Source organism: Micromonospora sp. WMMC415, assembly GCF_009707425.1.
Lineage (GTDB): Bacteria > Actinomycetota > Actinomycetes > Mycobacteriales > Micromonosporaceae > Micromonospora.
This window is the reverse complement of the sequence record NZ_CP046104.1, coordinates 1,913,471-1,931,022: the sequence shown is the minus strand read 5'-3', so window position 1 is coordinate 1,931,022 and position 17,552 is coordinate 1,913,471. Positions and strand designations below refer to the sequence as shown.

Annotated in this window: 17 protein-coding genes; 11 read left to right on the top strand and 6 right to left on the bottom strand. The window is 73.1% G+C overall.

Annotation, left to right across the window (positions count from 1 at the left end; translation table 11 throughout):
* Positions 1-123: 123 nt before the first annotated feature.
* Both GKC29_RS09450 and GKC29_RS09445 read left to right on the top strand, forming a co-directional pair.
* Positions 124-1,059, top strand: a complete 936-nt coding sequence (locus GKC29_RS09450) for an ABC transporter ATP-binding protein (RefSeq protein WP_155330461.1) — start codon at positions 124-126, stop codon at positions 1,057-1,059.
* Positions 1,056-1,877 (top strand): ABC transporter permease subunit, encoded by an 822-nt coding sequence (locus tag GKC29_RS09445; RefSeq protein WP_155330460.1) that lies wholly within the window; start codon positions 1,056-1,058, stop codon positions 1,875-1,877. The genes GKC29_RS09450 and GKC29_RS09445 overlap by 4 nt, the downstream gene beginning before the upstream one ends.
* Positions 1,878-1,949: 72 nt before the next feature.
* Here the strand turns inward: GKC29_RS09445 and GKC29_RS09440 are convergent, their stop codons facing one another.
* Positions 1,950-2,357, bottom strand: coding sequence for a hypothetical protein (locus GKC29_RS09440; RefSeq protein WP_155330459.1), 408 nt, complete (start codon positions 2,355-2,357; stop codon positions 1,950-1,952).
* Positions 2,358-2,657: 300 nt separating this feature from the next.
* Between GKC29_RS09440 and GKC29_RS09435 the strand changes: the two genes are divergently transcribed.
* From GKC29_RS09435 to GKC29_RS09420, 4 genes are all read left to right on the top strand, one after another.
* Positions 2,658-6,377, top strand: a complete 3,720-nt coding sequence (locus GKC29_RS09435; RefSeq protein WP_155330458.1) for a multifunctional oxoglutarate decarboxylase/oxoglutarate dehydrogenase thiamine pyrophosphate-binding subunit/dihydrolipoyllysine-residue succinyltransferase subunit — start codon at positions 2,658-2,660, stop codon at positions 6,375-6,377.
* 78 nt (positions 6,378-6,455) lie between these two features.
* Positions 6,456-6,635 (top strand): DUF6104 family protein, encoded by a 180-nt coding sequence (locus GKC29_RS09430; protein ID WP_155330457.1) that lies wholly within the window; start codon positions 6,456-6,458, stop codon positions 6,633-6,635.
* Positions 6,636-6,686: 51 nt separating this feature from the next.
* Complete coding sequence (pta, locus tag GKC29_RS09425) at positions 6,687-8,774, top strand: phosphate acetyltransferase (protein ID WP_155330456.1); 2,088 nt, start codon at positions 6,687-6,689, stop codon at positions 8,772-8,774.
* Positions 8,771-9,892, top strand: a complete 1,122-nt coding sequence (locus tag GKC29_RS09420; RefSeq protein WP_155330455.1) for an acetate/propionate family kinase — start codon at positions 8,771-8,773, stop codon at positions 9,890-9,892. Before pta ends, GKC29_RS09420 begins: the two co-directional genes overlap by 4 nt.
* A gap of 9 nt (positions 9,893-9,901) precedes the next feature.
* Here the strand turns inward: GKC29_RS09420 and GKC29_RS29530 are convergent, their stop codons facing one another.
* The gene (locus GKC29_RS29530; protein WP_196255844.1) at positions 9,902-10,069 is read right to left on the bottom strand and encodes a hypothetical protein; all 168 of its coding nucleotides are present in this window, start codon (positions 10,067-10,069) and stop codon (positions 9,902-9,904) included.
* A gap of 158 nt (positions 10,070-10,227) precedes the next feature.
* On the opposite strand from GKC29_RS29530, the gene GKC29_RS09415 reads away from it, so the two are divergent.
* Both GKC29_RS09415 and GKC29_RS09410 read left to right on the top strand, forming a co-directional pair.
* Positions 10,228-11,118 carry an alpha/beta hydrolase gene (locus GKC29_RS09415; RefSeq protein WP_155330454.1) on the top strand — a complete coding sequence of 297 codons (891 nt, stop codon included), beginning with the start codon at positions 10,228-10,230 and terminating at the stop codon, positions 11,116-11,118.
* Between the two features lie 95 nt (positions 11,119-11,213).
* Positions 11,214-12,185, top strand: coding sequence for a dienelactone hydrolase family protein (locus tag GKC29_RS09410; RefSeq protein ID WP_155330453.1), 972 nt, complete (start codon positions 11,214-11,216; stop codon positions 12,183-12,185).
* An 11-nt stretch (positions 12,186-12,196) separates the two neighbouring features.
* Here the strand turns inward: GKC29_RS09410 and GKC29_RS09405 are convergent, their stop codons facing one another.
* The 3 genes from GKC29_RS09405 to GKC29_RS09395 all read right to left on the bottom strand — a co-directional run bounded on the left by GKC29_RS09405 (position 12,197) and on the right by GKC29_RS09395 (position 14,906).
* Positions 12,197-13,159, bottom strand: coding sequence for a zinc-binding dehydrogenase (locus GKC29_RS09405; RefSeq protein WP_155330452.1), 963 nt, complete (start codon positions 13,157-13,159; stop codon positions 12,197-12,199).
* A gap of 77 nt (positions 13,160-13,236) precedes the next feature.
* Positions 13,237-14,412 carry an NADP-dependent malic enzyme gene (locus GKC29_RS09400; protein ID WP_155330451.1) on the bottom strand — a complete coding sequence of 392 codons (1,176 nt, stop codon included), beginning with the start codon at positions 14,410-14,412 and terminating at the stop codon, positions 13,237-13,239.
* 143 nt (positions 14,413-14,555) lie between these two features.
* Positions 14,556-14,906 carry a S24/S26 family peptidase gene (locus GKC29_RS09395; RefSeq protein WP_155330450.1) on the bottom strand — a complete coding sequence of 117 codons (351 nt, stop codon included), beginning with the start codon at positions 14,904-14,906 and terminating at the stop codon, positions 14,556-14,558.
* A gap of 84 nt (positions 14,907-14,990) precedes the next feature.
* On the opposite strand from GKC29_RS09395, the gene sodN reads away from it, so the two are divergent.
* Positions 14,991-15,395, top strand: coding sequence for a superoxide dismutase, Ni (gene sodN / locus GKC29_RS09390; protein WP_155330449.1), 405 nt, complete (start codon positions 14,991-14,993; stop codon positions 15,393-15,395).
* Between the two features lie 193 nt (positions 15,396-15,588).
* Positions 15,589-15,996: an ATP-binding protein gene (locus GKC29_RS09385; protein WP_155330448.1), complete on the top strand. Its 408-nt coding sequence runs from the start codon at positions 15,589-15,591 to the stop codon at positions 15,994-15,996.
* Between the two features lie 35 nt (positions 15,997-16,031).
* Here GKC29_RS09385 and GKC29_RS09380 read toward each other — a convergent pair whose 3' ends face one another.
* Positions 16,032-16,421: a hypothetical protein gene (locus GKC29_RS09380; protein WP_155330447.1), complete on the bottom strand. Its 390-nt coding sequence runs from the start codon at positions 16,419-16,421 to the stop codon at positions 16,032-16,034.
* Between the two features lie 43 nt (positions 16,422-16,464).
* On the opposite strand from GKC29_RS09380, the gene GKC29_RS09375 reads away from it, so the two are divergent.
* Positions 16,465-17,415, top strand: coding sequence for a diacylglycerol kinase family protein (locus GKC29_RS09375; protein ID WP_155330446.1), 951 nt, complete (start codon positions 16,465-16,467; stop codon positions 17,413-17,415).
* The last annotated feature ends 137 nt before the right edge of the window (positions 17,416-17,552 follow it).

The following is a 17,552-nucleotide window of genomic DNA, read 5'->3' as shown; positions in this document are numbered from 1 at the left end:
GGAGTAGCCGCCTCCGCCGCGAGACGGAGGTGCGGGTACGGACCGCGCCTGATTGATTTGGTTGCGCCGGCCGGTCACGCTGTGCAGCGGCGTACCCCGACGCCACCACACGAGGGGAGAAGAATGTCTGACGGGCAGCGAAGCCCCACCAGCGACGGTCAGATCGTGGTGTCCGGCCTGACGAAGGTCTACCGCAACGTCCGCGCGGTCGACGACCTGTCCTTCACGGTCGAGCCGGGCCGGGTCACCGGCTTCCTCGGCCCGAACGGCGCCGGTAAGACGACCACGCTCCGCATGCTGCTGAACCTGGTCACCCCGACCGGCGGCCAGGCGACCATCGGTGGCCGGCGGTACGCCGACCTGACCGATCCGCTGCGGCACGTGGGGGCGGTGCTGGAGGCGTCCAGCGCGCACAAGGGCCGCACCGGGATCAACCACCTGCGGGTGATCTGCGCGGCCGCCGGCCTGCCGAAGTCCCGGGCCGACGAGGCGCTGGCGCTGGTCGGGCTGACGCCGGCCGCGAAGCGCAAGTTCAAGGGCTACTCGCTCGGCATGAAGCAGCGGCTGGGCATCGCCGCCGCGATGCTCGGCGACCCGCGGGTGCTGATCCTGGACGAGCCGGCGAACGGCCTCGACCCGGAGGGCATCCGGTGGATGCGCGGCTTCCTCAAGAGCCTGGCCACCGAGGGACGCACGGTGCTGGTCTCCAGCCACCTGCTGTCCGAGATGCAGCTCCTCGCCGACGACGTGGTGATCATCGCCGCTGGCCGGCTGGTCCGGCAGGGCCCGGTGGACCAGGTGATCGGGTCGATGGCGCAGGGCGTGCGGGTACGCGTCCGCACGCCGCAGGCCGACACGCTGACCGCCGCGCTGAAGGACGGCCCGGCCACCGTGGACGTCGACGAGCACGGGACGCTGCTGGTCGGCGGTGTGGACGCGCCGACGGTGGGCCGGGCGGCCCTGGCCGCCGGTGTCGAGCTGCACGAACTCACCACGGAACGGCCCGACCTCGAGGGCGTGTTCCTGGAGCTGACGGCCGGAAAGGCGGACATCCGATGAACCTCGTCCGAGCCGAGCTGGCGAAGATCCGTACCACCAACCTGTGGTGGATCCTGGCGCTGATCTACCTGCCGCTGTGGGGCCTCACCCTGTTCTTCAACTACATCCAGACGGATCAGCTGGTGAACGGGAATCTCGGCCAGGTGCCGGAGGACCAGGCCGACACCGTGGCGGCGGTCGCCCTCCCGGACAATCTGGCCGCGAACCTCTACACCAACGGCCAGTTCTTCGGCCTGCTGATGGTGATGCTGCTCGGCATCCTGGTGGTGACCAACGAGTTCTTCCACCAGACCGTCACCACCACGTTCCTCACGACACCGCACCGGAGCGCCGTGATGGCGGCCAAGTTGGTGGCCACGGCCGTCCTGGGGCTGATCTTCTGGTTGGTCACGACCGGCGCGAACCTGCTGGTCGGCTCGGCGGTGCTGGAGTCGGTCGGGGTCGGTGCCCGGTTCGGGAGCGCGGCGTGGGAGGCGGTCGGGCTGAACGCCCTGGCGTACCTGCTGTGGGCGATCCTCGGCGTCGGGATCGGGGTGCTGATCCGCAGCCAGATCGGGGCCACCGTCACCGGCATCCTGCTCTACCTGGGTGGCACGATCGGCGCGGTCATCGTCATCAGCACGCTGGCAGCCCGCTTCGGGGACTGGATCAACAACCTCCAGCTCCTGGTGCCCTCCCTCGCCTCCGGCCTGATGGTCACCGGAGCCGAGATCCCGGGCAACCCGCCGCGCTGGGCGGGCGCCGCGGTGCTGATCGGGTACGCGGTGGTGGCCGGCGTGATCGGCACGCTGACCGTACGTCGGCGGGACATCTCCTGACGCGCGTGGTGGCGGGGGCGGCACCGTTCCCGCCACCGCGTCGCGGGCCGGCCCCCGGCCACGTCGCCCGCGTCACCCGCCGGGGCAGCCCCGGCCGCCGCTGACCGGGATGCACTGGGTGACCCTCGGCGCCGGTTCCTCGTCCGCCGGGGTGTGGCCGATCAGGGTGGTGGCCACCATGCTGCTCGCCACCGCCGTGACCAGGTAGACCGCCACCACGCCGACGCCCGCGCCGACGAAGTGCCGCCGCCAGTACGCGTCGTCGGCCCGTGCCGCGAGCAGCAGCCCGACCAGCGGGAGCACCGCGTTGAGGACCAGCCCGCCGATCAGCAACGCGTCGGTGGTCGCGCCGAACGCCCGCGCCGCCTCGCGGGTCGGTGCGTACGGGTCCGAGGCTCGCCGGATCAGGCCGGTGATCAGCAGGAACGGCACCCCGTAGAGCCAGCCGAAGAAGAGCGCGGGAAGGCCGAGCCTCCTCACGAGCCCACCCCGAGGGCCGCCGCCCCGACAGCGCTGACCGCCACGGCGACCGCCACGGTCAGCGTGCCGGCACGCCCGGGGTGCGGCATTCGGTACGGATACTCAGTTCCGCATACCAGTCATCGACGGCGTACGCAGCGTTTGCCGAACTTCTGGCATCTTCTGTGAAACGGACCACGCGACGGAGGCGGAAATGCCTGCGGGTTCCGTACGGCGTAGCCTGGGACCCGACTCCGCGCGCCCGGAGGAAAGGGCGCACCGCGTGACACACAACCCGCGTGAAAGAGGCGATTACCGGCCGTGTCGACCCAGCAGACTTCGCAGGAGAACCCACTGGCGGGTTTCGGCCCGAACGAGTGGATCGTCGAAGAGATGTACCAGCGGTACCTCACCGACCCCACCAGCGTCGACCCGGCCTGGCACGACTTCTTCGCGGACTACCGGCCCGCACCGGGCGCCGCGACGCCGCGTGCCGAGCAGCCCGCCCCGAAGCCGGCCGCCAAGCCCGAGCCGTCCGGCCAGCAGGAGGCCGCCGCGACCGTCGCGCAGCCCGCGCGCAAGGAGGAGGCGAAGCCGGCTCCGGCCAAGCCCACGGCGCAGAAGGCCGCCGCCAAGCCGGCCCCGGCCAAGGCCGCACCGGCGAAGGCCGCCGCCCCGACCGCCGCCGGCCCGCAGACCACGCCGCTGCGCGGCGTCGCCGCCAAGATCGTCCAGAACATGGACGCGTCGTTGAGCGTGCCGACCGCGACCAGCGTGCGCGCCGTCCCGGCCAAGCTCCTGGTCGACAACCGCATCGTGATCAACAACCACCTGGCCCGCGGGCGGGGTGGCAAGGTCAGCTTCACCCACCTGATCGGGTACGCGCTGGTCCGCGCGCTGGTGGCGCACCCGGAGATGAACAACTCGTACGCCGAGGTCGACGGCAAGCCGGTGCTGGTCCGCCCCGAGCACGTCAACCTGGGTATCGCCATCGACCTGACCAAGCCGGACGGCAGCCGCAACCTGGTGGTGCCCTCCATCAAGGCCTGCGAGCAGATGGACTTCCGGCAGTTCTGGCAGGCGTACGAGGACGTCGTCCGCCGGGCTCGGAAGAACGAGCTGACGATGGAGGACTACTCCGGCACCACCATCTCGCTGACCAACCCGGGCGGCATCGGCACCGTGCACTCGATGCCGCGACTGATGACCGGCCAGAGCGCGATCATTGGCGTCGGCGCGATGGAGTACCCGGCGCCGTACCAGGGCATGAGCGAGGCCACCCTCGCGGAGCTGGCGGTCAGCAAGGTCATCACGCTGACCAGCACGTACGACCACCGCATCATCCAGGGCGCGCAGTCCGGCGAGTTCCTGAAGGTGATGCACGAGCTGCTGCTCGGCGAGCACGGCTTCTACGACCAGATCTTCACCTCGCTGCGCATCCCGTACGAGCCGGTGCGCTGGATGCGCGACGTCGCGATCGACGGCGAGGGCCAGATCAACAAGACCGCGCGGGTGCACGAGCTGATCCACGCGTACCGGGTGCGCGGCCACCTGATGGCCGACACCGACCCGCTGGAGTTCAAGATCCGCAAGCACCCGGACCTGGACGTCCTCCAGCACGGGCTGACCCTGTGGGACCTGGACCGGGTCTTCCCGGTGAACGGCTTCGCCGGCCGGCAGCGGATGAAGCTGCGCGAGGTCCTCGGTGTGCTGCGCGACTCGTACTGCCGCCGGGTCGGCATCGAGTACATGCACATCCAGGACCCGGAGGAGCGGCGCTGGATCCAGGAGCGGGTCGAGCGCCGGTACGAGAAGCCGTCGCCGGAGGAGCAGAAGCACGTGCTCAACCGGCTCAACGCCGCGGAGGCGTTCGAAACCTTCCTGCAGACCAAGTACGTGGGCCAGAAGCGGTTCTCGCTGGAGGGCGGCGAGTCGCTGATCCCGCTGCTGGGCGAGGTGCTGGAGGCTTCCGCCGAGGGCGGGCTGGACGAGGTCGTCATCGGCATGGCGCACCGGGGCCGGCTCAACGTGCTGGCGAACATCGTCGGCAAGCCGTACGAGAAGATCTTCTCCGAGTTCGAGGGCCACCTGGACCCGCGTTCCACCCAGGGCTCCGGCGACGTCAAGTACCACCTCGGCCAGAACGGCAAGTTCACCACGCCGGACGGCGAGCACGCGGTGAAGGTCTCGGTGGTGGCGAACCCGTCGCACCTGGAGGCCGTCGACCCGGTGCTGGAGGGCATCGTCCGGGCCAAGCAGGACCGGATCGACCTCAAGCTGGAGGGTTACACCGTGCTGCCGCTGGCGGTGCACGGTGACGCCGCGTTCGCCGGCCAGGGCGTGGTCGCCGAGACGCTCAACCTGTCCCAGCTGCGCGGCTACCGCACCGGCGGCACCGTGCACGTCGTGGTCAACAACCAGGTCGGCTTCACGACCGCCCCGGAGTACAGCCGCTCCAGCCTCTACAGCACCGACGTGGCCCGGATGATCCAGGCGCCGATCTTCCACGTCAACGGTGACGACCCGGAGGCCGTGGTCCGGGTCGCCCGGCTCGCCTTCGAGTACCGGCAGGCGTTCAACAAGGACGTCGTGATCGACCTGGTCTGCTACCGGCGGCGCGGACACAACGAGGGCGACGACCCGTCGATGTCCAACCCCCAGATGTACAAGATCATCGACTCGAAGCGCTCGGTGCGGAAGCTCTACACCGAGGAGCTGATCGGGCGGGGTGACATCACCGTGGAGGACGCGGAGGAGCTGCTGCGCGACTACCAGGCGCAGCTGGAGCGGGTCTTCAAGGCCACCCGCGACGCCGCCACCACGCCGCGCCAGCTCTCCCGCCCCAAGCGGGAGGAGGAGCCGGAGCCGCAGGTCGAGACCGCCACCGACACCGCGGTCGTCAAGGCGATCGGCGAGGCGCACGTCAACCTGCCGGAGGGCTTCACCCCGCACAAGCGGATCCAGCAGCTGCTCGACCGGCGGGCCAAGATGTCCGTCGAGGGCAACATCGACTGGGGCTTCGGCGAGATCATCGCTTTCGGCTCGCTGCTGCACGACGGGGTGACCGTCCGGCTCGCCGGCCAGGACTCGCGCCGCGGCACGTTCGTGCAGCGGCACGCCTCGGTCGTCGACGCTCGGACCGGCGACGACTACCTGCCGCTGAAGTCGCTCACCGGCGACGGCGAGCGGTCCCGGTTCTTCGTGCACGACTCGCTGCTCAGCGAGTACGCGGCGATGGGCTTCGAGTACGGCTACTCGGTGGAGAACGTCAACGCGCTGGTCTGCTGGGAGGCCCAGTTCGGCGACTTCGTCAACGGCGCCCAGTCGGTCATCGACGAGTTCATCTCCTCCGGCGAGGTGAAGTGGGGCCAGCGCTCGGCGGTCACCCTGCTGCTGCCGCACGGCCACGAGGGCCAAGGCCCGGACCACACCTCCGGCCGCCCGGAGCGGTTCCTCCAGCTCTGCGCCGAGGACAACATGCGGGTGGCGATCCCGACCACCCCGGCGAACTACTTCCACCTGCTGCGCCGCCAGGCCCTGTCGCCGAAGCGGAAGCCGCTGGTGGTGTTCACGCCGAAGTCCCTGCTGCGGCACCGGCTCTGCATCTCGCAGGTCGAGGACTTCACCACCGGCACCTTCCAGCCGGTGCTGCCCGACGGCGGGGCCCCGGCACCGGAGCAGGTGAAGCGGGTGCTGCTCTGCTCGGGCAAGGTCTACTACGACCTGTTCCAGGCCCGGCAGGAGCGCGGCGTCACCGACACCGCGATCATCCGGGTCGAGCAGCTGTACCCGATCCCGGTCGACGAGATCCGGGCCGCCCTCGCGACGTACCCGAACGCGGAGGACTTCGCCTGGGTCCAGGAGGAGCCGGCCAACCAGGGCGCCTGGTCGTTCGTCGCGCTGAACATGCTGGAGCACCTCGACGGTGTCCGGCTGCGCCGCATCTCCCGTCCGGCCGCGGCCGCCCCGGCGGTCGGTTCGGCCAAGATGCACGACGTCGAGCAGCAGGCGCTGATCGAGGCGGCCCTCCCCCGCCCGTAACGCACCACGCACGGCGGCGGGGCAGGGACGGTCGTCCCTGCCCCGCCGCCGTCGCGCCACCACAGACGAGGAACGCACATGTACTTCACCGACCGTGGGATCGAGGAACTGGTCGAGCGACGCGGCGACGAGCAGATCAGCATCGAGTGGCTGGCCGAGCGCCTGCGCGACTTCGTCGACCTGAACCCCGAGTTCGAGACGCCGATCGAGCGTCTCGCCACGTACCTGGCCCGTCTCGACGACGAGGACGACGAGTGACCGACGGCCCGGGACGCAGGACCCGGGCGGGGGGCACGCCGATCTCCTAGGGTGGATCTCGTGGCCCGGAGTGTGTACGTCACCAGCGTGGGGTCCGGCGGGGGCAAGTCGACGGTCGCCCTCGGCCTCGCCGAACTGCTGTCCCGGCAGGTCGAACGGATCGGGGCGTTCCGCCCGCTGGTCGGCGGAGCCACCCCGGATCCCATCCTGGCCCTGCTCGCCGACCGGTACCGGATCGAGCTGCCGCCCGCGGATCTGGCCGGCGCGACGTACGCCGAGGCCACCGCGATGGTCGCCGACGGGCGGCGGGAGCAGTTGATCTCCGGGATCGTGGCGCGCTACCGCGAGGTGGAGCGCCGCTGCCCGGCGGTGGTCGTGGTGGGCAGCGACTTCGCCGACGGCGGCGCCGGCGCCGGCCCCCGCGAGCTGGCCTTCAACGCGCGGCTCGCCACCGAGTTCGGCAGCGTCGTGGTCCCGGTCGTCGACGGGTACGGGCAGCAGCCGGCCGCCATCTCGGCGTCGGCGCGCCGGGCGTACCACGATCTGGAGGACCTCGGCGCGACGGTGCTGGCGGTGGTCGCCAACCGGATGGCGGAGCCGATGCCGCTGCCCGACCTGCCGGTCCCCACGTACGCGATTCCGGAGGTGCCGAGCGTGTCGGCGCCGACGGTCGCCGAGGTGGCGGCGGCGCTCGGCGCCACGCTGCTCGCCGGCGACGACGCCGCCCTCAGCCGCGACGTGCTCGACTACGTGGTCGGCGCGGCCCACGTGCCGACCCTGCTCGACCACCTCACCGAGGGCGCCCTGGTGATCATGCCGGGCGACCGGGACGACCTCCTGGTCGCCACGAGCGCGGCGCACGTGGCCGGGCAGGTCTCGCTGTCCGGGCTGGTCCTCACCCTCGGCGAGCGGCCGGACCCGCGCGCGATGCGGCTGGTGGAGCGGCTGAAGCCGGGGCTCGCGGTGCTCTCGGTGCCCAGCGACAGCTACGACACGGTCGCCGCGTCCAGCCGGATCGAGGGCCGGCCCAGCGCCGGCAACCCGCGCAAGGTGGAGGCCGCGCTCGGCGCCTTCGAGCGCTGCGTGGACACCGACGACCTGGCCCGCCGGCTGCGGGTCAGCCGCTCCGAGCGGGTTACGCCGCTGATGTTCGAGTACGACCTGATCGACCGCGCCCGGGCGCGGCGCCGGCACCTGGTGCTGCCCGAGGGCTCGGAGGAGCGGATCCTGCGGGCGGCCGAGATCCTGCTGCGCCGGGGCGTCGCCGACCTGACCCTGCTCGGCCGGCCCGACGACATCGCCCGGCGCACCCGGGAACTGGGTGTCGACATCGCCGGCGTCCGGGTGGTCGACCCGGTCACCAGCGGGTGGCGCGACGAGTTCGCCGCCGGGTACGCGAAGCTGCGCGCCCACCGGGGGGTCACGCTGGACCTGGCCCACGACATCGTGGCCCAGCCCAACTACTTCGGCACGATGATGGTGCAGACCGGGTACGCCGACGGCATGGTCTCCGGCGCGACCCACACCACCGCCGCCACCATCCGCCCCGCCTTCGAGATCATCCGGACCATGCCGGGGGTGTCCGTCGCGTCCAGCGTCTTCTTCATGCTGCTCGCCGACCGTGTCCTGGTGTACGGCGACTGCGCGGTCAACCCCGACCCGGACGCCGCCCAACTCGCCGACATCGCGATCTCGTCGGCCGACACCGCCGCCCGGTTCGGCATCGAGCCGAGGGTGGCGATGCTGTCGTACTCCACCGGCGCCTCCGGCGCCGGCGCGGACGTGGAGAAGGTCGCGGCGGCCACCCTGCTGGTCCGGGAACGCCGACCGGACCTGCTGGTGGAGGGCCCGATCCAGTACGACGCGGCGATCGACCCGGCGGTGGCGGCGACGAAACTGCCCGGCAGCGAGGTGGCCGGCCGGGCGACGGTCTTCATCTTCCCGGACCTCAACACCGGCAACAACACGTACAAGGCGGTGCAGCGGTCGGCCGGCGCGGTGGCGGTCGGGCCGGTCATGCAGGGCCTGCGCCGGCCGGTGAACGACCTGTCCCGGGGCGCGACCGTTCCCGACATCGTCAACACGGTCGCGATCACCGCGATCCAGGCCGCCGCGTCGTCGGAGGAGGAGGTCGCGTGACCGAGCGGGTGCTGGTGCTCAACTGCGGGTCGTCGTCGGTGAAGTGGCGGCTCTACGACGGCGACGAAATCCGGGGCAAGGGCACGGTCGAGCGGATCGGCGAGCCCGGCGGCGGTCCGCCCGACCACGCGACGGCGGTCCGGCAGATCCTCGACGGTCTCGACCTGGCCGGGCTGGTGGCGGTCGGGCACCGGGTGGTGCACGGCGGGCGGCGCTTCGGCGAGCCGGTCCTGATCGACGACGAGGTGCTCGCCGCCATCCGGGCCCTGGTGCCGCTGGCGCCGCTGCACAACCCCGCCAACCTGGCCGGCATCGAGGTCGCCCGGGCGGCACTGCCGGACCTGCCGCAGGTCGCCGTCTTCGACACCGCCTTCCACACCACGCTCCCCGAGGCCGCCGCCACGTACGCGATCGACCGGGACACGGCCACCCGGTACGGCGTCCGGCGGTACGGCTTCCACGGCACGTCGCACGCGTACGTCTCCCGGCGCACCGCGGAACTGCTCGGCCGCCCGTACGAGGAGATCAACACGATCACCCTGCACCTCGGCAACGGGGCCAGTGTCACCGCGGTGGCCGGTGGGCGGAGCGTGGCCACCTCGATGGGCATGTCCCCGCTCGAAGGCCTGGTGATGGGCACCCGCAGCGGCGACCTGGACCCGACGGTGATCTTCCACCTGCGCCGGGAGGGCGGGCTGGGCGTCGACGAGATCGACGACCTGCTCAACCACCGCAGCGGCCTGCTGGGGCTGGCGGGCGCCAACGACATGCGCGAGGTGCTGGCGCGCCGGGCCGACGGCGACCGGGACGCCGCCCTCGCCTTCGACGTGTACTGCCGGCGGATCACCGCCTACGTCGGGGCGTACTACGCCCTGCTCGGCCGAGTGGACGCGGTCACCTTCACCGCGGGCGTCGGCGAGCACGCCGCCCCGGTGCGCGCGGCGGCGCTGGCCGGCCTGGAGCGGCTGGGCATCGCCGTCGACCCGGGCCGTAACGCCGGCAGCGGCGACCGTGTCATCTCCCCGGACGGCGCGGAGGTGACGGTCTGTGTGATCGGCACCGACGAGGAGCGGGAGATCGCCCGCGCGGCGCGCGCGGTGGCCGCGGGCTCGCGCTGACGCGCCGGCTCAGCCCAGGGCCAGCCAGGCGGCCAGGACGACCAGCACCACCGCGGCCACCACCGCGCCGACGAGCAGCGGCGCCCGACCGGCGGCCGGCGCCGGCGGCTCGGGCGTGTTCGCGAAGGCGCGGAACGCCTCGGTGTTGCCGGCCGGGTCGGAGTAGTTCTCAGGCATGCGCCCGACCATAGCGAAGGGCGTCGACGTAGCCGGGCCCCGGCGCGCGTGGATCCCACAGGTCGAGCCGGGCGGTGGAGGTGTTCCGGCCGGGTGGTGCGCGGACGCGGACCGGTCGGCGGGACCGGCCGGGGCACCCGGAGACCTACCGTGGATCCGTGGGGGTGCAACGGCTGGTCGCCGCGCTGCTGGCGGCGCTGCTGCTGGCGGGCTGCGCGCCGGCCACCTCCGTCACCGGGGGGCCGCCGCCGGCGCACCCGGCGCCCGGGAGCCCGTACGCCGTCGGCGTGCGTACGTTCACCCTCGACCCGGGTTCGGCGCGGCCCCTGCCGGTGACCCTCTGGTACCCGGCCGAGGGCGCCGCCGTGGCCGACGGGCGGTTCCCCGTCGTCGTCTACAGCCACGGGCTGGACAGCCTGCCGCGCCTGCACGCCGGCCTGGTCACCCGCTGGGCCGCCGCCGGGTTCGTGGTGGCCGCACCGGCGTACCCGCACACCCGGCGCGGCGCTCCCCGGTTCAGCCGAGCGGACGTCCGGCACCAGCCGGCCGACGCATGGCGGCTGATCCGGCATCTCGTCCGCCTGGACACCCGGCGCGGTGACCCCCTCGCCGGGCACCTGGACGTGGCCCGGTTCGCCGCCGCCGGCCACTCCGCCGGCGGCTTCACGACGGCCGGCATGTTCACCCCGGGCCACTCCGCCCGGTTGCGGGCCGGCATCGTGATCGCGGGCGGCGGGATGGCCGGTGGTCGCGCCGATCCGGCCGCGCCGCTGCTCTTCGTGCACGGCACGGCGGACCGCGTCGTCCCGCTGCGGGTCGGTCGTGCCGCGTACGACCGCGCCTCCGGGCCGGCGGCGTTCCTGAGCCTGCTCGGGCAGGGCCACGGCGAGTACCTGGGGCCGGGCCGGCGGGGCTTCGACCAGGTCCTCGCCGCCACGACCGAGTTCCTCCGCTGGACCCTCTACGGCGACCCGGCCGCCCGCCGCCGGCTGACCGGCGCGGCGCTCTCCCCCGGCGTGACGGCGTTCGAGCACCGGCTGACGACCTGAGCCGGCCCCGCCCGACCTCACCCGCTGCGGCCGGCACCGGCACAGCCCGTCGATCTCCGATGGGCGGGCCCGTCGGGCGAGGCACAATCGGAGCCATGTCGCGTCGCCTCACCCCTGCTCTGCTCGCCGGCGCCCTGGTCGCGGCCGGCCTGGCCGGGTGCTCCTCGGACCGGCCGGCCGCCCCGGCGGCACCGCCGACCCTGGCCACCCCGACGCCACCCGCGGCCACCGGCGCACCGGCGCTCGCAGGCAGCGCGCCCGAGCGCACCTTCGCCGTCGGCGTACGGCAGCTCGCCCTGACCCGCGACGGGAGCCGGAAGCTGCCGGTGACCGTCTGGTACCCGGCGGCCGGCGCGACCGGTGGCGCCCCACGGAAGTCCGTGGACGCGGCCGACGGGAAGTTCCCGGTGGTCATGTTCAGCCACGGCCTGGGCGGGCGGCCCGCGGACTACGCGCCGCTGCTGACCCGCTGGGCGGAGGCCGGGTTCGTGGTGGCCGCCCCGACGTTCCCGCACACCGCCCGGGGCGGCGACGGCAACGTGCTCGACGTGCTCAACCAGCCCGCCGACGTGTCGTACGCCCTCGACGCCGTCCTCCGCCTGGACGCGACGGCGGGTGACCCGCTGCGCGGCCGGCTCGCCACCGAGCGGGTGGCGGCGGCCGGGCACTCGGCGGGCGGGGTGACCACGATCGGGCTGTTCACCGCCGGCCGGGACGAGCGGCTCGACGCCGGGGTGGTCTTCGCGGGCACCGCCCTGGGTGTGGGCACCGCGTTCGCGGGTGCCGCCGCCCCGCAGCTCTTCGTGCACGGCGAGGCCGACGAGGTGGTCGAGTACGCCGCCGGCAAGGCCGTGTACGAGAAGGTGCCCTGGCCGAAGGCGCTGCTCAGCCTCCCGAAGGGCGACCACGGCCGCGCCCTGCTCAGCGACGGCACCTCGCTGCGGGTGGTCTCCGACACGACGGTGGAGTTCCTGCGCTGGACGCTCTACGGGGACGAGACCGCGAAGCGCCGCATCCCGACCGACGCCGCCCGCGGCGACATCGCAACCCTGGACAACCGCCTCTGAGCGCCGCGGCGTCAGGCCGTGTGGTCGACCACGACCTTGCCGAAGACGTCGCCGGAGTGCAGGCGGGCGAACGCGTCCTCGACCTTCGAGAACGGCACCACGCTGTCCACGACCGGGCGCACGCCGCGCTCGGCGCAGAAGGCCAGCAGGTCGGTCAGCTCGTCCGGGGTGCCCATCGAGGTGCCCAGGATCTCCAACTGCATGGCGAACACGCGGCGCAGGTTGACCTTCGGCTCGTGCCCGGCCGTGGCGCCGGAGACGACGATCCGGGCCCCCGGCGCGGCGGACTTCAGCGAGTGGTCGAAGGTGGCCGCGCCGACCGTCTCGACCACCACGTCGACCCGCTCCGGCAGCCGGGCGCCCGGCTCGACGGCGGTCGCGCCGAGCGCCGCGATGCGCTCCCGCTTGGCGGCGTCGCGGCTGGTGGCGTACACCCGCTTGCCCATCGCCGCGGCGAGCGCGACGGCCGCGGTGGCCACGCCCCCGCCGGCGCCCTGCACCAGCACGGCGTCGGCCTCGTCGACCCGGCCCTTGGTGGTGAGCATCCGCCACGCGGTCAGCCAGGCCGTGGGCAGGCAGGCCGCGTCCGCGGGCGCGAGGCCCGCCGGCAGCGGCAGCAGGTTCGACCGGGGTACGGCCACCCGCTCGGCCAGGGTGCCCGGGAAGTGCTCGGAGAGGATCGAGATGCCACGCGGGTCGCCGGGGGTGGGGATCACCGGGTAGACGACCACCTCGGCGCCGTCCGGGTCGACACCGGCGGCGTCGCAGCCCAGGATCATCGGCAGCTGCTCCGCACGCAGCCCGACGCCGCGCAGGGACCACAGGTCGTGGTGGTTGAGCGAGCTGGCGGTGACCCGGATGGTCACCCAGTCGTCGGCCGGGTGCTCCGGCTCGGGCCGCTCGCCGACGGTGAGCGCGGCGAGCGGGTTGGCGTCGTCGAAGCGGGAGGCGAAGGCGGCACGCATGATCGGCACGGTAACAAGCTGAACGGGCGTGAAGAAGGGCCCCTTCCTGTGCGAAACGCGATAGGAAGGGGCCCTTGCGTACTCCGTCAGCGCGTCACGCCGTCGCGGCGGGCGGCCTCGGCCACCGCCTCGGCGACCGCGGGCGCCACCCGCGGGTCGAGCGGGGACGGGACGATCGCCTCCGCCGTCAGCGACTCGGCGACCACCCCGGCGATCGCGTCCGCGGCGGCGACCTTCATGCCGTCCGTGATCCGGGTGGCGCGGGCGTCGAGCGCGCCCCGGAACACGCCGGGGAAGGCGAGCACGTTGTTGATCTGGTTGGGGTAGTCGCTGCGGCCGGTGGCGACCACCGCGACGTGCCGGGCGGCCACCTCCGGGTGCACCTCCGGGGTGGGGTTGGCCAGGGCGAAGACGATCCCGCCCGGTGCCATGCCGGCGACCGCCGCCTCCGGGATCTCCCCGCCGGAGACACCGATGAGCACGTCCGCCCCGCGCAGCGCCTCGGTGATGTCGCCCTGCCGGCCGTCGGCGTTGGTCAGCTCCGCCAGCTCGGCCTTCGTGCCGGTGAGCCCCTCGCGGTGCGGCCCGATGATCCCCCGGGAGTCGCAGACCACCACCTGCTCCGGGTTGACCCCGCCGGCGATCAGCATCTTCGTCACGGCCACGCCGGCGGCGCCCGCGCCGCTGACTCCCACCCGCAGGTCACCGAGCTTGCGGTTGAGCAGCGTGGCGGCGTTGCGCAGCGCGGCGAGCACGACGATGGCGGTGCCGTGCTGGTCGTCGTGGAAGACCGGGATGTCCAGCGCCTCGTCCAGGCGTCGCTCGATCTCGAAGCAGCGCGGGGCGCTGATGTCCTCCAGGTTGATCCCGCCGAAGGACGGCGCGAGGGCGCGCACCACCGCCACGATCTCGTCCACGTCCTGCGTGTCCAGGCAGACCGGTACCGCGTCCACCCCGCCGAACTGCTTGAACAGCACGGCCTTCCCCTCCATCACCGGCAGCGCGGCGCGCGGGCCGATGTTGCCCAGACCGAGTACGGCCGAGCCGTCGGTGACGACCGCGACGGTGTGGCCGGTCCAGGTGTACTCGTCGGCGAGGCGCGCGTCGGCGGCGATCGCCTCGCACACCCGGGCCACGCCCGGCGTGTACGCGAGGGAGAGGTCCTCCCGGCTGGTCAGCGGGACGGTCGAGGCGACGGCCATCTTGCCGCCCCGGTGCAGCCGGAAGACGGGATCAGCGGGGTCCACGGTGGACGGTGACATTGGTGACTCCAGGATCTGTCGATGCAGACGGACCGACCGGTCGGGGCGCGAGGTGAGGCGACGAGCGGCGGTGCGAGGTGCGGGGGGTCACCCGGACACCTGCCGAGCATAGTGTCGAGCGCGCCCATGGGATGTGAGTAGGGTCATACTCGACGGCGACTGAAGAGCCGGGGGCGCGGCCAGTAGCGCGCCACCACCCGTGCCCGCACGTCCGCCACCCCGTACGCCCGCGAGTCGTCGGTGACCAGAGGGTTGTCGCCGGCGAGCCACCAGCCGCCCTCCTCGGGACGGACGGCGCGCTTGACGACCAGCAGGTCGGGGCGGCTGCGGAAAACCGCGACCACGACGTCCCCGGGGCGGACGCGACGGGCGCCGCGCCGCACCAGGACGGCGTCGCCGTGCCGCAGCGTCGGCACCATCGAGGGCCCGGTCACCAGCACGGCCCCCAGCGGCCACCGCAGCCGGGAGCCGCCGGCCGGACGTTGGGCGGACATGGGTTTCACCTCCACCGGCCTCGGTAGCCCGGTCCAGGAGTAATGTCGGCTTGGATCATCGCAAACTTCCCATGGAGGATCCCGATGCGACTTCCGCGCATCCTTACGCCCCGCGTGACCGCCAGCGCCCACTGCGACCTGCCGTGCGGCGTCTACGACCCGGCGCAGGCCCGGATCGAGGCCGAGTCGGTGAAAATGATCTGCGAGAAGTACCAGGCCAACACCGACCCGGAGTACCGCACCCGCGCCATCATCATCAAGGAGCAGCGCGCCGAGCTGGTCAAGCACCACCTCTGGGTGCTCTGGACCGACTACTTCAAGCCGGCCCACTTCGAGAAGTACCCGCACCTGCACCAGCTCTTCAACGAGACCACCAAGCTGGCCGGCGCGGCCGGCGCCAAGGGGGCGACCGACCCGGCCAAGGCCGACCAGCTGCTCCAGAAGATCGACGAGATCGCCAAGATCTTCTGGGAGACCAAGCAGGCATGACGCCCGGCGCTCCGGCACCGGCGCACTCCGGCCGGCACGTCCTCGGGGACGTGCCGGCCGGCCGCTTTCCGCGCGACGCCCCGGCGATGGAGCCGGTACGCGTCGGCCGGCCCCGCGCCCACCGGGCACGCCGCTCGCCCCCGCCGCACACGATGGACCGAGCGGGTAGAGTCCCCGACCGGGGGGATGACGCGTGACTCCAACGACCGGCGAGCCGACGACCGACGACGACGTGGTGCACCTGACGGTGCCCGCCGACGGCGGCTACCTGGGGGTGCTCCGCACCGCCACCGCCGGGCTCGCGGCGCGGCTCCAGTTCGCCCTCGACGAGATCGAGGATCTCCGCATCGCGGTCGACGAGGCCTGCGCGATGCTGCTCGCGATCGCCACCCGGGACGCCGAGCTGGACTGCCGGTTCTCGGTCACCGACGACGCGCTCACCGTCGAGGTCACCGTGCCGACCGTCGGTGGGGCGAAGCTGCCGGCCGAGTCGTCCTTCGCCTGGAAGGTGCTGACCGCGCTGACCACCTCGGCCTCCGCGACCGCCACCGACGGTCGGGCCACGATCTCGCTGCTGACCCGCCGCGCCTCCGGTTGGTGACGGGCCGGCCGGTCATCCGGTGACGGACGCGCCGGTCACTCGAAGCCGAGCGCCCGGGTGGTCGGGGTGCTCACCAGCAGGGCGGTCACGGCGAGGCCCAGCGCCATCAGGGGCACGCCGAGCCAGCCCAGCCCACCCTGGAGCATGAACCAGCCGATCGGCAGCAGCATGAGCTGAAGCACGATCGCCGGCGCCCGGGCACCCGCCCGCCGCCGGGCCAGCGCGCCGCCGAGCGCCCAGAGCGCGGCCGCGGAGCCGGCGGCGAACGCCGTCACCAGCAGCGCCGACGCCAGGTCGACGGTGGGTGCGGTGAGGTCGGCCCACAACAGCCAGACGGCCACCAGTCCGACGGCGACCGCCTCGCCGCGCAGCAGCAGGACGGCCCAGCGGAGCGGGCCGGGGATCGGGGCGGAGGCGACGGTCACGCGCGTCACGATACCGGTGGCACGGCGCGGTACAGTGCCGCCCATGCGGGCCGTCCTGGTGGTCAACCCGAAGGCCACCACCACCAGCGAGCGCAGCCGGGACGTGCTGGTCCGGGCGCTGCGCAGCGAAGTCGACCTCTCCGTGCGGTACACGCGACGCCGGGGGCACGCCATGGCCCTGGCCCGCGAGGCGGCCGAGGAGGGCGTCGACCTGGTGGTCACCCTCGGCGGCGACGGCACCGTCAACGAGGTGGTCAACGGCCTGATGGCGGCGCAGCCGCCGACCGTACCGGCCGGGGCGTCCCCGGCCGACCGGTTGCCCGCGCTGGCCACCGTGCCGGGCGGCTCCACGAACGTCTTCGCCCGGGCCCTCGGCCTGCCCCGGGAGTGGCCGGAGGGGACCAGCATGATCCTCGAAGGTCTGCGCCTGGGCCGGCACCGCACGATCGGTCTCGGCCGGGCGGACGACCGCTACTTCACGTTCTGCGCGGGCTTCGGCGTCGACGCGGCCGTCATCCACCGCGTCGAGCAGGCCCGCCGGCGGGGACGCGTCTCCACCCCCGCCCTCTACTTCCGGTCGACCGTCGCCCAGTACTTCCTCGGCTCAGACCGCCGCCATCCCGCCATCTGCCTGGAGCGGCCGGGCGAGGTCGCCGAGGAACAGCTGGCGACCGTCATCATCCAGAACACGGCACCGTGGACCTACCTGGGCGACCGGGAGGTGAACCCGAATCCGGAGGCGTCGTTCGACCTGGGCCTCGACGTGTTCGCGCTTCGCCAACTCCGGGTGGCCAGCACGACACGGACGGTGAGCCAGTTCTTCTCCCGGCAGGCCGATCCGCACGGCAAGCAGGTGCTCCGGCTCCACGACGTGGCCGAGTTCACCCTGGTGGCGCGCCGCGCCCAGGCCTTCCAACTCGACGGCGAGTACCTGGGCGAGCGGGAGAAAGTCAGATTTACCTCCGTACCCGCGGCACTGAGAGTAATCTGCTAGGTCTCGGGTAGTCCCCTAGGTTCACGCCGGTCCGCCGCACCCGGGCGGCGGGCGCGACACCGAGGGGGCGAGTGCCGGAAATGTCAGCAATGTCACGCGCACCGTACTATATTGATCCTCGACTGTGGTACTCCGGG

Bases quoted from the DNA above. Each gene is read 5' to 3' on its own strand.
- GKC29_RS09450 (WP_155330461.1), top strand. From the start codon at position 124: ATGTCTGACGGGCAGCGAAGCCCCACCAGCGACGGTCAGATCGTGGTG.
- GKC29_RS09445 (WP_155330460.1), top strand. From the start codon at position 1,056: ATGAACCTCGTCCGAGCCGAGCTGGCGAAGATCCGTACCACCAACCTG.
- GKC29_RS09430 (WP_155330457.1), top strand. From the start codon at position 6,456: ATGTACTTCACCGACCGTGGGATCGAGGAACTGGTCGAGCGACGCGGC.
- GKC29_RS29530 (WP_196255844.1), bottom strand. From the start codon at position 10,069: ATGCCTGAGAACTACTCCGACCCGGCCGGCAACACCGAGGCGTTCCGC.
- GKC29_RS09410 (WP_155330453.1), top strand. From the start codon at position 11,214: ATGTCGCGTCGCCTCACCCCTGCTCTGCTCGCCGGCGCCCTGGTCGCG.
- GKC29_RS09400 (WP_155330451.1), bottom strand. From the start codon at position 14,412: ATGTCACCGTCCACCGTGGACCCCGCTGATCCCGTCTTCCGGCTGCAC.
- GKC29_RS09395 (WP_155330450.1), bottom strand. From the start codon at position 14,906: ATGTCCGCCCAACGTCCGGCCGGCGGCTCCCGGCTGCGGTGGCCGCTG.
- sodN (WP_155330449.1), top strand. From the start codon at position 14,991: ATGCGACTTCCGCGCATCCTTACGCCCCGCGTGACCGCCAGCGCCCAC.
- GKC29_RS09375 (WP_155330446.1), top strand. From the start codon at position 16,465: ATGCGGGCCGTCCTGGTGGTCAACCCGAAGGCCACCACCACCAGCGAG.